We start from the raw sequence: 13,184 nt of genomic DNA, 5'->3' as shown, positions 1-13,184 counted from the left end.
GACCCATGAGCAATCATCTCAATTTTTTCATCGGCGGCAAATGGGTCGGCCCCGTGGTTCCGGCAACGCTGGATGTGATCGATCCGTCCACTGAAGAGGCCTACACCAAAATCTCGGTCGGCTCGAAAGCCGATGTCGACAAGGCCGTGGCTGCAGCCAAGGCGGCATTCCCGGCCTTTTCGCAAACGACCAAGGCCGAGCGCCTGAAGCTGCTGAAGCGTATCCTCGACGTCTACAATGAGCGCTACGAGGACATCGCCCAGGCGGTCAGCCAGGAAATGGGCGCGCCGATCAGGTGGGCGCGCGAGGCGCAGGCCTGGGCGGGCAGGGCGCACATGGAAGCTACCATCAAGGCGCTGGAGGATTACGAATTCAGCGAGAAGCGCGGCACCACCATGGTGGTCAAGGAGCCGATCGGCGTCTGCGCGCTGATTACACCGTGGAACTGGCCGCTCAACCAGATAGTCTGCAAGGTGGCGCCGGCCATCGCTGCCGGCTGCACCGTCATTTTAAAGCCTTCCGAAATCGCGCCGATCAGCGGCATCATCTTTTCCGAGGTGATGGACGCCGCCGGCACGCCGAAGGGCGTCTACAATATGGTGAATGGCACTGGTCCGGATGTCGGCCAGGTCATGGCTGGCCATCCCGACGTCGACATGGTCTCGTTCACCGGGTCGACCCGGGCCGGCATCATTGTCGCCAAGACGGCGGCCGAGACGGTCAAGCGCGTGGCGCAGGAGCTCGGCGGCAAATCGGCCAACATCGTGCTGCCCGACGCTGACTTCGAGACGGCGGTGCGCAAGGGTGTCAACGCCTGCTTCGGCAATAGCGGCCAGTCTTGCGATGCGCCGACCCGCATGCTGGTACCGGCCGCCCGTCACGACGAGGCGCTGACGATCGCCAGGAAGGCCGCCGAACGGCACAAGGTCGGCGACCCGCGCTCGGAGCAGACCAAGCTCGGGCCGGTGGTCAGCAACATCCAGTTCGACAAGATCCAGCGGTTGATCGAGGCAGGTATCGCCGAGGGTGCGACGCTGGTCACCGGCGGCCCCGGCCGGCCGGAACACCTCAACCGTGGCTATTATGTGCGACCGACCGTTTTCGGCCACGTCAGGCCTGGCATGACCATCGAGAAGGAGGAGATTTTCGGGCCGGTCCTGTCGGTCATCTCCTACGATGACGATGATGATGCGGTGAAGATCGCCAACGACACCGTCTATGGCCTGGCTGCCTATGTGCAGTCCGGGGATATCGACCACGCCCGCAAGATTGCCAGCCGGCTGCGCGCCGGGCAGGTGTCGATCAACTATCCGGAATGGGATACGCTCGCGCCCTTCGGCGGCTACAAGCAGTCCGGCAACGGCCGCGAATACGCCGACTGGGCGATCCACGACTTCCTCGAGATCAAGGGCATCATCGGCTACGGCGCCTGAGCGTTCAACATTGGCATTACGCCAACGTCAAGTTTGTTGCGAGCGTTGGTGCCTCGGCACCGGCGTTCGGTTGAACGGCCACGACGGCTTCGTGGCCGCAATGTGAGTGCGAAGCAGGGTCGCCTCAGATCGTCTTGAGATAGCCGGCCAACTGATCCGCCACCGTGCCCCAGCCGTCGTGAAAGCCCATGTCCTCGTGGCTGTTGCGCGTGGCTTCGTCGCGGTGGATGGCGGTGGCGGTGTAGCGCGTCGTCTCACCATGCGATTGCAGCGCTATGACGGCTGTGATGAATGGGTCGCCTGACGGCCGGTAGCCTGGCAGCAGCGCATCGGTCCACACCAGCCGCTCGTCCTGGACGATCTCGAGGTAGCAGCAACGCCTGTCGTTGACCTCCTTGCCGTCGGGCGACTGCATGCGGGTCCGGAACAGACCGCCGGGCCGCAGGTCGATCTCGCAATCGGTGATAATCCACGGCTTCGGCGTGAACCATTGGCGGACATGCTCGGGCTCCGTCAAGCCCATCCACAGCAGTTTTCGCGGCGCCTCGATCGTCCGTTCGAGCACGAGGTCGAGCTTCGGATCGGGTTGGAACAACGGCACCATATTCATCTGTCTTTCTCCCTGAGTTTCAGCACGTAATCGTCGAACTGGTCGAGACGGCGCTCCCACAGCGCACGCTGCTCGGCCAGCCAGTTTTCCGCGAGCTTCAACGGCTCCGGCGCGAGCCGGTAGGTCCTGACGCGGCCGGCTTTTTCCGAATGCACCAGCCCGCAGCCTTCCAGAACCCTGAGATGCTCGATGAAGGATGGCAGGGCCATCTCGAACGGCTGGGCAAGCTCGCTGACCGAGGCGGGGCTTCGGTTCAGTCGCTCGACCACGCGTCGCCGGGTCGGGTCGGCGAGCGCCCGGAAAATGCCGTCAATGGGCGGGGGGCTTTCGGTCTGCAGGCCCGTCATGGTCATCTCCTTGCGTCGGCCATTCCGCATGACCAAAGTTTCCTCGGGAAACAATTAGGGAAATTCCTTACTATTGGCCAGCGCGAAAATCACGGATGCCCGGCGAGGCCGCTGGAAAAGTCAGAGGCGCGGTTTTAGGGTGCCGCTAGATTCGACCGGTCCGAGGATCCGTTTTGACGATCACCATGTACGGCATTACCAATTGCGATACGGTCAAGAAGGCGCGTTCCTGGCTGGCGAGCCATGATGTTGCCTATCGCTTTCATGACTACAGGGTCGAAGGGCTGGATGCGGATCGGCTGAACGGCTGGTCAGGCAAGGTCGGCTGGGAAATCCTGCTCAACAAGGCGAGCACAACGTTCCGTGAACTGTCGGAGGAGGACAGACTGGGCTTGGACGAGAACAAGGCCAAGGCGCTGATGCTGGCCAACCCGACAATGATCAAGCGTCCGGTGCTGGAACTCGGCGACAGGGTTCTCGTTGGCTTCAAGCCTGATGTTTATCAAGAGGCGGTGAGTGGGAAGTAGAACCGACCCGCCGCGATCCGTCGCGCCCCCCTCTGTCCTGCCGGACAGCTCCCCCTCTGGGGGGGAGATTGGATGTCACTTCGGCTTTCGCTAGTCTCCAAAGAAGGGCGCTTTCGGCGAAGCTGCCAATCCCCCCCTTGAGGGGGACATGGCCGGCAGGCCAGAGGGGGGGCGCTGTCCCGCCGGCGTGACTAATTGATCTCACGCAAATAGCTCGCCAGTGCCACCGCATTGTTGTGCGCCTCGTCATGCGCGCCGTAGAGCAGCGTCACCCGGCCTTTGTCGAGCAGAGCGCACAGCTGGCCGACCGCCTCGCCGTTCCGGTCGAGCTCATCGCGGTATCGCCGCTGGAACTCCGCCCAGCGCGCCGGCTCATGGCCGAACCATTTGCGCAACCCATCGCTTGGCGCGATGTCCTTTAGCCATAGCGTCAGCGCCGCTTCCTCTTTGCGGACGCCGCGAGGCCATATGCGGTCGACGAGCACCCGCTGCCCGTCATCGGGCGCCGGCGGCTCATAGATGCGCTTTACCGCGAGCTCCATTGCCAATTCCGCATGGGCCAGCAGGCGCCGCTGCTTGCTGCCCTTCGTTTAGAGATCCCGGGCCTAAACCCACTCGCCCTTGCGCATCACCGGCACGCGGCTGCCGTCCTTATGGACGCCGTCTATGTCGATCTTGTCCGAGCCGATCATCCAGTCGATGTGGATGAAACTCTTGTTGCCGCCGCGCGCCGCGATCTCGTCCTGGCCGAGCGAGGCGCCGTCGACGAAGCACTTCGAATAGCACTGGCCGAGCGCGATGTGGCAGGCGGCGTTCTCGTCGAACAGCGTGTTGAAAAACAGCAGCCCGCTCTTGGCGATCGGCGAGGAATGCGGCACCAGCGCCACCTCGCCGAGACGGCGCGAGCCTTCGTCGGTGTCGAGCACCTTCTGCAGCACATCCTCGCCCTTCGTCGCCTTGGCCTCGACAATGCGGCCCGCCTCGAAACGCACCGCAATGCCGTCGATCAGGGTACCCTGATAGGACAGCGGCTTGGTGCTGGTGACATGGCCTTCGACTCGCCTTGCATGCGGCGTGGTGAAAACCTCTTCGGTCGGGATGTTGGGGTTGCAGGTGATGCCGTTCTTGGCGGTCGAGGCGCCGCCCATCCACTCGTGGCCGTCGGCCAGCCCGACGGTCAGGTCGGTGCCGGGGCCGGTGAAATGCAGCGCGTGGAAATTGTGGCCGTTCAGCCATTCGGTGCGGCTCTTCAACGCCGCATTGTGCGCCGTCCAATTGCCGATCGGGTCTTCGACATCCACCCGCGAGGCGGCAAAGATAGCGTCGGCGAGCTTGGCCACGGCGACGTCGTCGGCGTCGTCCGGGAATACCTGCTTGGCCCAGGCCTGATCGGGATAGGCGACGATGTTCCAGTTGATGTCGAAGCCGGTGATCTTCTCCAGCGCCGGCTTGTAGGCCATCGAATTCGCCTTGTTGGCACGCGCCACCTTTGCCGGGTCCTGCGCCGAAAGCAGCGACGGATCCTCGCCGCGCACGGCGAGCCTAGCCGCATTGTTTGCGAAGGCTTTTGCCATGCCTTCGTAGAGCCAGCCGGCGGCGCGGTCGAAACCGGCGTCGGCGCCGTAGCGGAAGCGCGCGAGAGTGATCTCATCGTCGTTGAAGATCGGCGTCACCAGGCCCGCGCCTGCCTTGTAGGCGTGCTCGATGATCCGCCGCGTCAGAGGCAGCGCGGCGATAGACGAGGTCAGCACCAGATCCTGCCCCGGCTGCAATTGCAGCCCGACCTTGACGGCGACCTCCGCCAGCCTGTCGAGCTTCACCGGGTCGATGCTTGCGGAAACGCCGCGCGAATGTGTGGTCATGATCCTGCCTGCCGTGATTGGGGACTGTTTCTTACATAGACCGGCGCTGCCGACCTTTCCACTCTGATGACGCCGGCAGGTCTAGCTGACGCTCTCGAGCGACCTGAACTGCGCCATCGTCGCCTCGATCTCTTCGCGGATCCAGGTCTTGAAATCCCTGACCTTGCGGCTTTCGCCCTTGCTGGCCGAAGTTACCAGCCAATAGCCGAGGCCGCTCTGGGCGCGTATGCCGAACGGCGCGACGAGACGTCCGTCGGCCAGTGCGTCGGCGGCCAGCAACTGCCAGCCGAGCATGACGCCGTGACCGGCAATCGCCGATTCCAGGCACAGCATCGGATCGGTGAAGCGCGCGCCCTTCATGAAGGTGACCGGCTTCACCCCGGCCGCTTCGAACCAGCTCTCCCAACTGATCATCGATCTTTCGTCCGTGATCGCACAGGTCAAAGCAAGGTCCCCGATCGATTTCAGCTTGCTGGCGATCACCGGTGCACAGACCGGAAACACCTCCTGCGCCAGCAGCAATTCGGCGCGCCCGCCCGGCCATTTGCCGTCGCCGAGCCGAATGGCGACGTCGATGCCCGAACGATCGAGATCGGCAAGCCGCACCGAGGCATCGATGCGCAGGAGCACGTTCGGATGGCGGGCGAAATGCCGCGACAGCCGCGGCAGCAGCCATTTCGAGGCGAAAGCCGGCGCCACCGAAACCACCAGCGTGCACTCCGAGCTTTCGTCGGCAAGCGCTATCGCCTGTGCGAGTTCGCGGAAGCCTGCGCTGAGCCGCGCGGTAAAGACGGTGCCGAATTCCGTCGCCACCAGGCCAGCTGGCGTTCGGTCGAACAGCGCCCGGCCGAGCTGCTTTTCGGTCCGGTTGATCTGCTGGCTGACGGCGCTGACCGAGACGTTGAGCTCGCCGGCCGCCGCCGCAAGCGAGCCCAGGCGGGCGACGGCCTCGACGGCGCGCAAGCCGTTGAGATGGACGCGGTTCAGCATAGCCATACAGTTTTTCTAAACTGGAGCGGCGGAAATCTCAATTGCCAGACGCTGCCGAACGGCGGATTCTAAGTGGATTACGCAGAGTGAGGAGGCAAATCCGATGAAGATTTTGTCATGGCTCGGCGCGTTTTCCCCGATCGGAACGCAGCCACACCGGCATGACAGTGAGGCCACCAGCTGGGTGACCGATCCGCTGGCGCATCCGCTCCTCGATAACATGTCGGAGCGCGAACTCGCCGACATGCCATTCAGGCTGACCGCGCGTCGCACTCGCTACGAGACGGCCTCGACGGGGACCTGCTGCGGCAGAGTCTCCTGAACGAAGCACCCCGGCGAGCCGGCCGCCGACGCGGCTGCGCAGCCCTTCTGGCCCAATAAAAGGCGGATTGTCTCGCCGGCAGGCGCACCTATGGTGCACCGCGATGAACATCGCTTCGCCCTTGCGCCTGGCAATCGCCGGCATGATCGCCCTGGCCGTCGCCATGGGCATCGGCCGCTTCGTCTATACGCCGATCCTGCCCGGCATGATGGAAGAGCTCGGCCTGTCGCCGGCCGATGCCGGCTGGATCGCATCGGCCAATTATCTCGGCTATCTCGTCGGCGCGCTTGCCGCCACCGGCGGCTGGGCGCAAGGCCGCGAGCGCCAGCTGATGCTGGCCGGCCTTGCCGCCACCGCGATCCTCGCCGGCCTGATGGGCCTGAGCGGCACCATGCCCGGGTTTCTCCTCATCCGCTTTCTTGCCGGCCTCGCCAGTGCCTTCGTGCTGGTCTTCATGACCAGCATCGTTTTCGGTCATCTCGCCGCGGCCGGGCGAAACGACCTGCAGGCGCTGTATTTCGGCGGTGTCGGCCTCGGCATCGCGGCATCCTCGGCGCTGTTGGCGCTCCTCGTCACCGAACATGCCGGCTGGGCGGCGGGCTGGCTGTGGTCGGCGGTGATTTCGGCCTGCGGCTTTGCCGCCGTCGCCTTGCTGGCCGGCGGCACCTCGGCCGCGAACAGCACCACCGGGAGCGAGCCGGCACTGCCGAAAGACCGGTCGCTGGTGAAGGTCATTGTCGCCTACGGCCTGTTCGGCTTCGGCTACATCGTCACGGCAACGTTCCTGGTCGCCATCGTCCGCCAGGGCGGCGGCGGCCGCGTCTTCGAGGCCGTGGTCTGGATGGTCACCGGCCTTGCCGGTTTCCCCTCGGTCTGGCTGTGGCAGAAGCTTACGGCCAGGATCGGGCTCTATGCCACCTACGCACTGGGGTGCCTGGTCGAGGTGGTCGGCGTCAGCGCCAGCGTCGCCATGGGCGGGCGCACCGGGCCGCTGCTCGGCGGCCTTCTTGTCGGCGGCACCTTCATCGCCATCACCGCGCTTGGCCTGCAGGCCGGCAGGCAGCTTGCTCCGCAAGCACCACGCCGGATGCTGGCGGTGATGACGGCCGCCTTCGGCCTCGGCCAGATCATCGGCCCGATCGTCGCCGGGCTGCTTGCGCAGGCCTCGGGCAACTTTTTCCTTGCCTCGATCGTGGCCGCCGCCGTCCTGCTCGCTTCCGGCGCGATCGCCTGGTCGGCTGCGCCAAAATCGCCATGATTATGGTCTTGCTCGGTTGCGGGCATCGGGCACGGGCATTTTCTTTCCCACTAATGTGTGACTTTATGCCCGCTGAACCCCGCTGATTTGCGCATCGACCGAGGATTTCCCCACAGTGTTCGTATCCTTCTTCCCGCAGCCGAAGCTTTTCTTCTCTTCGGTAGCCGTCTGGAGCCTCGCGGCCGTTCTGTTTTGGTTTTTTGGAGGAGAGCAACTTGGAGCAGTTTTTGGACTGCCCCCGATGGCCGCCGGCGTCGACAAGATCATTGGCGTGTCGCTCTTTTGGTCGAAGCCATTTCTCTGGTTCTATATATATTTTGCGGCTGTCGTCCTCATCTTCTACGGCTTTTGGGCCTGGTACCGACCTCATCCATGGCGGAATTGGTCGATCCTTGGCACCTCACTGATTCTCTTTGTGATCTATTACCAGGTGCAGGTAAATGTCGCCTTCAATGACTGGTATGGCCCTTTCTACGATCTTATTCAGAAGGCTTTAGGCACACCGTACTCTACGACGCCGTGGGACTTCTATATCCAACTGCTGACAATTATGTGGATTGCGCTTCTGGCTGTGACCGTTGGCGCCCTCAACCGGTTTTTTGTAAGTCATTGGATATTTCGTTGGCGCACCGCAATGAACGAATACTACATGACCAACTGGGAAAGATTGAGGCGCATCGAAGGTGCGTCCCAGCGTGTTCAAGAAGACACGATGCGCTTCTCCAGCACGATGGAGGATCTGGGCGTAAGCTTAGTCGGGTCCATCATGACACTGATAGCATTCCTTCCCGTGCTGCTGCATCTCTCTGAAAACGTCACGGAACTGCCGATTGTCGGCACGGTGCCTTACTCCCTGGTCGTTGTAGCAATCCTTTGGTCGGCCTTCGGAACTACTTTCTTAGCTGCGGTAGGAATCAAACTGCCGGGTCTCGAATTCCGCACCCAACGTGTCGAGGCAGCCTACCGCAAAGAATTGGTCTATGGTGAGGACGATGCAGATCGCGCCCAACCGCCAACTGTCGCTGACCTTTTTAGAAGCGTAAGAAGCATCTATTTTCGGAAATATTTCCACTACTTATATTTTAACGTTGCTAGAATATTCTATCTACAGATCGACAATATATTTCCATATATTGTTCTTGTTCCTACGATGGTCGCGGGAAAGATCAAGCTCGGCGCTCTGAACCAGATTCTCAACTCCTTTGAGCAGGTCCGATCTTCATTTCAGTATCTGGTCAATGCCTGGCCGACGGTCGTGGAACTGATCTCGATCTACAAGCGCCTGCGCGCCTTCGAGGCGACGCTCGAGGGCGAGCCATTGCCCGAAATCGACCAGCGTTATCTCGAACGTGAGCAAGCCGGCTTGCGTCCGGAGGATCAGCCGGCAAGCTGAGATGGGGCAGCGGCGAGCACTGGGCTCAGCCGCCCACCGCCGCCTGCCTTTCGCCTCGCCGCGAAACATAATCGTGAAAACTGATGCACTCGACGTCCGCTTTGATACAGACCTCGCCGGCAAAGCGTTCCAGCGCGTTCCAGTAGGCGCCGTCATTCATCAGCGTGAAGTGGAAGCCGAGCTCAAGCGGAATGCGCTTGCCCTGGTATTGCGCATCGAAGGCGGCGCGGAATGCGTTATAGGTCCGGTCAGCGAACTCTTCCGCCATGCTCGGCCGCTCGAAGCCGCCGGAATGTCTGACATAGAGATTGTAATCCATGGCGATCACCCGCCTTGAGCTCGGCCCTTCCGGGATCTGCGGCAGCGAAAAGCGCGTGATGCCGTTGACGGTCGGTGGCTCAACCGGCCCACGCGAAACGCCGCTTGCGTCGAGCAGGAAACCGGCCGCGGGCAGCGCCTCGTAGAGCGCCTTGTTTGCCGACAGATAAGGCGCGCGAAACCCGACCACCGACTTGCGGGCAAAATCGCGCCAGCCCTTCGGTTCAGGAGCAATGCCGTTGATCGAATAGGCGTTTTGGAGAATATGCTTGAACGAGCCGAACTCGCTCAGCCAGTCGGCCTTGCTCCAGTCCTTGCCGTCGAAATGGCCGCAGCCATGGCTGCCGATATCGTGGCCTTCCGAGGCGGCAAGATTGATCTGCTCGAGCCGGTCGGCGACTTCCTGTTTGGAGGCGGCAAAGCCGATGTTCGATTTGCCTTCTGTCTTGCCGGGCGCGGTGTATTCCTTGCGCGTCTCGGGCGACAGCAGGAATACGCAGGAGACGAAATAGGTGAAATGCGCACCCGTGCGTGCGGCCAGCGCCCGGCTGCGCTGCCACTGCGAAATGTCGCGGGCGCTGTCGAATGAGATGATGACGATCTGCTTCGGTTTTGCCGGCGGCGCCGGCGGGTCGGCGCAAGCCGCGCCGGCAGCAAACACGGCAATGGAAAACGTAACAACGCGGGACAAACAGGGCAAAGGCATCTGACCGGGTCAAGGAATGTAGAAGCGACGCCTACCGGTGAAATATGGCACGGGTACGATCGACCTGTCGGCCGCCGTTGGCGGCGACTGCCTCGTGAATAGGCGATTTTCCCGCCGAACCCCTTCCATGCCGGCAAAATTTCGCTAAAACGCGGGCTCATCAACCGCCCCGCCCGGGGCATGAATGGTTTTGATCATGTCGGACGACAGTTTTATCCGCGAAGTCAACGAAGAGATTCGTCGCGACCAGGCGCATGCGCTGTGGGACCGTTTCGGTCCCGCCTTGCTCGTGCTGGCCGTGCTGGTGGTGCTCGGCACTGCCGCTGTCGTCGGCTACCGCTATTGGGACGAAACCCGCGCCAACCGCTCGGGCGATGCCTTCTCGCAGGCGCTGAAGCTCGCCAATGACGGCAAGAACGACGAGGCGCTTGCCGCTCTGGAGGCGTTGGAGAAGGACGGCTACGGTGCCTATCCGCTGCTCGCCCGCATGCGCGCGGCAACCGTCAAGGCGGACAAGGGCGACGTCGACGCCGCCATCAAGGATTTCGACGAGGTCGCCGCCGACACCAAGATCCCCTCCGGCATTCGCGACATGGCGCGCCTCAGGGCAGCGCTGCTTCTGGTCGATCACGGCTCTTTCGCCGATGTCTCCAGCCGCGTCGAGGCGCTCACCGCCGACACCAACACGCTGCGCCATACGGCGCGCGAGGCGCTTGGCCTTGCCGCCTGGAAGGAAGGCAAGGCGGCGGATGCATTGAAGCTGTTCGACCAGATCGCCGCGGACGACGGCGCCCCGCGCAACACGCGCGAGCGGGCGACATTGATGTCCGAGCTGATCCGCGGCTCGGGCGGCGTGTCGTGATAGTCCATGACCTTCAAAGTCGCCATCATCGGCCGGCCTAACGTCGGCAAATCGACCCTTTTCAATCGGCTGGTGGGAAGGAAGCTGGCGCTTGTCGATGATACCCCCGGCGTCACTCGCGATCGCCGCGTCCATGCCGCAAAACTCTACGATCTGCATTTCGACGTCATCGACACCGCCGGCTTCGAGGATGCGGCCGCCTCGACGCTGCCCGGCCGCATGCGCGCCCAGACCGAGATCGCCATCCGCGAGGCCGACCTGATCTTTTTTACGATCGATGCCAAGTCCGGGCTGATGCCCGACGACAAGACGTTCGCCGAGATCGTGCGCAAGTCCGGCAAGCCGGTTGTCGTCGTTGCCAACAAGGCCGAGGCGCGTGGCGCCCAGGGCGGCATGCTGGAGGCCTGGGAGCTCGGCCTTGGCGAACCGGTCCCGGTCTCGGCCGAACACGGCCAGGGCCTGCCCGATTTGCGCGACGCGGTGATCGCGGCACTTGGCGAGGCGCGCGCCTTCGGCGAGGACGAAGAGGCCGGCGAGGATGAGGTCGCCGCCAGCGAGGTGCTGATCGGCGAGGACATCACCGACCCGGACGCCGAGCCGAGCTATGACGACACCAAGCCGATGCGCATCGCCGTCGTCGGCCGCCCCAACGCCGGCAAGTCAACGCTGATCAACGCACTAATCGGCGAGGAGCGGCTGTTGACCGGCCCTGAGGCCGGCATCACTCGCGATTCCATCTCGGTCGACTGGGACTGGCATGGCCGCCGCTTAAAATTGTTCGACACCGCCGGCATGCGCCGCAAGGCCAGGATCCACGAAAAGCTCGAAGTGATGTCGGTGCAGGACGGCTTGCGCGCCATCCGCTTTGCCGAGATCGTCATCATCGTGCTCGACGCCACCATTCCCTTCGAGAAGCAGGATCTGCAGATCGCCGATCTGATCATCCGCGAGGGCCGTGCCCCGGTGATCGCCTTCAACAAATGGGATCTTGTCGACCATCCCCAGGAGCTGCTGGCCGAGCTGCGCGAAAAAACCGAGCGGCTGCTGCCGCAGGCGCGCGGCATGCAGGCGGTGCCGGTGTCGGCCGAGACCGGGCGTGGCCTCGACAAGCTGATGGATGCCGTCATCCGGACGCATCGAGTTTGGAACAGCCGTGTGTCGACCGGCAAGCTCAACCGCTGGCTGGAAGGCATCCTGGCGCATCATCCGCCGCCCGCTGTCGCCGGGCGTCGGCTGAAGATCAAATATGTCACGCAGGCCAAGACGCGGCCGCCGGGCTTCGTCGTCTCCTGCTCACGGCCGGATGCGATGCCGCAATCCTACGTCCGCTATCTCTCGAACAGCCTGCGCGAGGCTTTCGACATGCCCGGCGTGCCGATCCGCATCGCCTTGCGCACCTCGGACAATCCTTTCGCCGGCAAGGCAAAGAAGCGCCGCTAGATCATCATTGGCGGAACCTTGCGAGACGTCGGCGAAGGATCGCGGCGCTCGTTCTGCGTTTCTGGATTCTTCAACTGACGAAGCTACGAGGCTTGCCGTCATTTCGGCTCATCGGCCTTAAGCCACCTTCCTCAGACCATTCGCATCGCCGGTTCCGGGCAGCGCCGCCAACGCTGCCTGCAGCAGGATGTCGCCAAGCCGCGCCGCGACCGCGTCGGGCTCGGCCTCCTTGCGATGCAGGAACAGCGCCATCTTGGGCAAGGCGGGCAGCCCGGCGATCTCCGGCGTCATCGCCCTGACGGTGGCCGGCAGGCCGATATCGGTGCGGATCGTCAGTCCGAGCCCGGCGGCGACGGCTGCCCAGATGCCGCCAAGGCTCGGGCTGGAGAAGGCCATCCGCCATGCCAGGCCGGCGCGGTCGAGCGTTTCGGTCGCCACGCTGCGCAGCAGGCACGGCGCTTCGAGCGCCACCAGCGGCAACGCCTCGCCATCGCGCAGGCTGGTCTCGATCTGTTTTGCCGGGCCGATCCAGCGCATCTGGACGTCGGCGACATGCCGGCTGTAGGGCAGCGTCGCGCCATTGTGCCAGGCAAGCGCGATATCGAGGCTGCCCGAAATGATCCGTTCGGCAAGCTCATGGCTACGTGCGATCCTGGCCTCGATCTTGACCTTGGGATGGGCGCGGGCGAAGCGCCCGAGCACCTCCGGCAGCACCGCCTCGCCGAAATCCTCCTGTAGTCCAAGCCGCACCCAACCCTCCAGCTCGACATCGTGGATGGCGGAGGCGGCCTCGTCATTGAGCTCGATCAGCCGCCGCGCGTAGCCGAGCATGGTCTCGCCCGCGTCCGTCAGCGCCAGGCCACGCCCAGATTTGCGGAAAATCGGCGTCGCCGCCTGCTCCTCCAGCTTCTTCAATTGCGCACTGATTGCCGAGGTCGAGCGGCCGAGCCGGTCGGCGGCCTTGGCGAAGCTGCCCAGCTCCATGCCGGTAACGAAGCTGCGCAGAACGTCGAGATCGAACGTCACGCGTCGCATGCCAATAATCCTGATATTCGGGACATTACGTCAAAAACTTCCTGATATTCAGTACGAAGCTATGGCGGTAGAGACAGCGCG

14 protein-coding genes are annotated in these 13,184 nt (G+C 63.3%); 7 read left to right on the top strand and 7 right to left on the bottom strand.

Going from position 1 to position 13,184, the window contains the following annotated elements:
• Positions 1-5 precede the first annotated feature (5 nt).
• Entirely contained in the window at positions 6-1,433 is a 1,428-nt protein-coding gene (locus tag NKH60_RS16075) for an aldehyde dehydrogenase family protein (RefSeq protein WP_352612329.1), read from the top strand.
• A gap of 124 nt (positions 1,434-1,557) precedes the next feature.
• Here the strand turns inward: NKH60_RS16075 and NKH60_RS16070 are convergent, their stop codons facing one another.
• Positions 1,558-2,043, bottom strand: a complete 486-nt coding sequence (locus NKH60_RS16070) for an SRPBCC family protein (RefSeq protein ID WP_502907747.1) — start codon at positions 2,041-2,043, stop codon at positions 1,558-1,560.
• Positions 2,040-2,390 (bottom strand): ArsR/SmtB family transcription factor, encoded by a 351-nt coding sequence (locus tag NKH60_RS16065; RefSeq protein WP_352612331.1) that lies wholly within the window; start codon positions 2,388-2,390, stop codon positions 2,040-2,042. Before NKH60_RS16065 ends, NKH60_RS16070 begins: the two co-directional genes overlap by 4 nt.
• A 173-nt stretch (positions 2,391-2,563) precedes the next feature.
• Between NKH60_RS16065 and NKH60_RS16060 the strand changes: the two genes are divergently transcribed.
• Positions 2,564-2,917 (top strand): ArsC family reductase, encoded by a 354-nt coding sequence (locus tag NKH60_RS16060; protein WP_352612333.1) that lies wholly within the window; start codon positions 2,564-2,566, stop codon positions 2,915-2,917.
• 191 nt (positions 2,918-3,108) lie between these two features.
• On the opposite strand, the gene NKH60_RS16055 is transcribed toward NKH60_RS16060, so the two are convergent.
• The 3 genes from NKH60_RS16055 to NKH60_RS16045 all read right to left on the bottom strand — a co-directional run bounded on the left by NKH60_RS16055 (position 3,109) and on the right by NKH60_RS16045 (position 5,775).
• Positions 3,109-3,465 (bottom strand): DUF488 domain-containing protein, encoded by a 357-nt coding sequence (locus NKH60_RS16055; RefSeq protein ID WP_352612335.1) that lies wholly within the window; start codon positions 3,463-3,465, stop codon positions 3,109-3,111.
• Positions 3,466-3,522: 57 nt separating this feature from the next.
• Positions 3,523-4,779 carry an aminopeptidase gene (locus NKH60_RS16050; RefSeq protein WP_352540132.1) on the bottom strand — a complete coding sequence of 419 codons (1,257 nt, stop codon included), beginning with the start codon at positions 4,777-4,779 and terminating at the stop codon, positions 3,523-3,525.
• An 81-nt stretch (positions 4,780-4,860) separates the two neighbouring features.
• On the bottom strand, positions 4,861-5,775 hold the full coding sequence (locus tag NKH60_RS16045) for a LysR substrate-binding domain-containing protein (protein WP_502907745.1): 915 nt from the start codon (positions 5,773-5,775) through the stop codon (positions 4,861-4,863).
• A gap of 97 nt (positions 5,776-5,872) precedes the next feature.
• Here NKH60_RS16045 and NKH60_RS16040 point away from each other — a divergent pair, with 97 nt between their 5' ends.
• From NKH60_RS16040 to sbmA, 3 genes are all read left to right on the top strand, one after another.
• Positions 5,873-6,091 (top strand): hypothetical protein, encoded by a 219-nt coding sequence (locus tag NKH60_RS16040; RefSeq protein ID WP_352612337.1) that lies wholly within the window; start codon positions 5,873-5,875, stop codon positions 6,089-6,091.
• 103 nt (positions 6,092-6,194) lie between these two features.
• Positions 6,195-7,349, top strand: a complete 1,155-nt coding sequence (locus NKH60_RS16035; RefSeq protein WP_352612339.1) for a YbfB/YjiJ family MFS transporter — start codon at positions 6,195-6,197, stop codon at positions 7,347-7,349.
• A 115-nt stretch (positions 7,350-7,464) separates the two neighbouring features.
• Positions 7,465-8,742 carry a peptide antibiotic transporter SbmA gene (gene sbmA / locus NKH60_RS16030; RefSeq protein ID WP_031211034.1) on the top strand — a complete coding sequence of 426 codons (1,278 nt, stop codon included), beginning with the start codon at positions 7,465-7,467 and terminating at the stop codon, positions 8,740-8,742.
• A gap of 25 nt (positions 8,743-8,767) precedes the next feature.
• On the opposite strand, the gene NKH60_RS16025 is transcribed toward sbmA, so the two are convergent.
• Positions 8,768-9,760, bottom strand: a complete 993-nt coding sequence (locus NKH60_RS16025; protein ID WP_352612714.1) for a polysaccharide deacetylase family protein — start codon at positions 9,758-9,760, stop codon at positions 8,768-8,770.
• Positions 9,761-9,962: 202 nt separating this feature from the next.
• On the opposite strand from NKH60_RS16025, the gene NKH60_RS16020 reads away from it, so the two are divergent.
• Positions 9,963-10,628 (top strand): tetratricopeptide repeat protein, encoded by a 666-nt coding sequence (locus NKH60_RS16020; protein WP_352540159.1) that lies wholly within the window; start codon positions 9,963-9,965, stop codon positions 10,626-10,628.
• 6 nt (positions 10,629-10,634) lie between these two features.
• Entirely contained in the window at positions 10,635-12,068 is a 1,434-nt protein-coding gene (der, locus tag NKH60_RS16015) for a ribosome biogenesis GTPase Der (protein ID WP_352540128.1), read from the top strand.
• 117 nt (positions 12,069-12,185) lie between these two features.
• Here der and NKH60_RS16010 read toward each other — a convergent pair whose 3' ends face one another.
• The gene (locus NKH60_RS16010) at positions 12,186-13,103 is read right to left on the bottom strand and encodes a LysR substrate-binding domain-containing protein (protein ID WP_352540127.1); all 918 of its coding nucleotides are present in this window, start codon (positions 13,101-13,103) and stop codon (positions 12,186-12,188) included.
• Positions 13,104-13,184: the final 81 nt, after the last annotated feature.

It is taken from the genome of Mesorhizobium sp. M1006 (genome assembly GCF_040318825.1).
GTDB lineage: Bacteria > Pseudomonadota > Alphaproteobacteria > Rhizobiales > Rhizobiaceae > Mesorhizobium.
Note: the sequence above shows the minus strand (reverse complement) of the source record. Positions and strands in the feature narration are given on the sequence as shown.

Bases quoted from the DNA above. Each gene is read 5' to 3' on its own strand.
- NKH60_RS16035 (WP_352612339.1), top strand. From the start codon at position 6,195: ATGAACATCGCTTCGCCCTTGCGCCTGGCAATCGCCGGCATGATCGCC.
- der (WP_352540128.1), top strand. From the start codon at position 10,635: ATGACCTTCAAAGTCGCCATCATCGGCCGGCCTAACGTCGGCAAATCG.
- NKH60_RS16070 (WP_502907747.1), bottom strand. From the start codon at position 2,043: ATGAATATGGTGCCGTTGTTCCAACCCGATCCGAAGCTCGACCTCGTG.
- NKH60_RS16010 (WP_352540127.1), bottom strand. From the start codon at position 13,103: ATGCGACGCGTGACGTTCGATCTCGACGTTCTGCGCAGCTTCGTTACC.
- NKH60_RS16065 (WP_352612331.1), bottom strand. From the start codon at position 2,390: ATGACGGGCCTGCAGACCGAAAGCCCCCCGCCCATTGACGGCATTTTC.
- NKH60_RS16050 (WP_352540132.1), bottom strand. From the start codon at position 4,779: ATGACCACACATTCGCGCGGCGTTTCCGCAAGCATCGACCCGGTGAAG.
- NKH60_RS16075 (WP_352612329.1), top strand. From the start codon at position 6: ATGAGCAATCATCTCAATTTTTTCATCGGCGGCAAATGGGTCGGCCCC.
- NKH60_RS16045 (WP_502907745.1), bottom strand. From the start codon at position 5,775: ATGGCTATGCTGAACCGCGTCCATCTCAACGGCTTGCGCGCCGTCGAG.
- NKH60_RS16020 (WP_352540159.1), top strand. From the start codon at position 9,963: ATGTCGGACGACAGTTTTATCCGCGAAGTCAACGAAGAGATTCGTCGC.
- NKH60_RS16040 (WP_352612337.1), top strand. From the start codon at position 5,873: ATGAAGATTTTGTCATGGCTCGGCGCGTTTTCCCCGATCGGAACGCAG.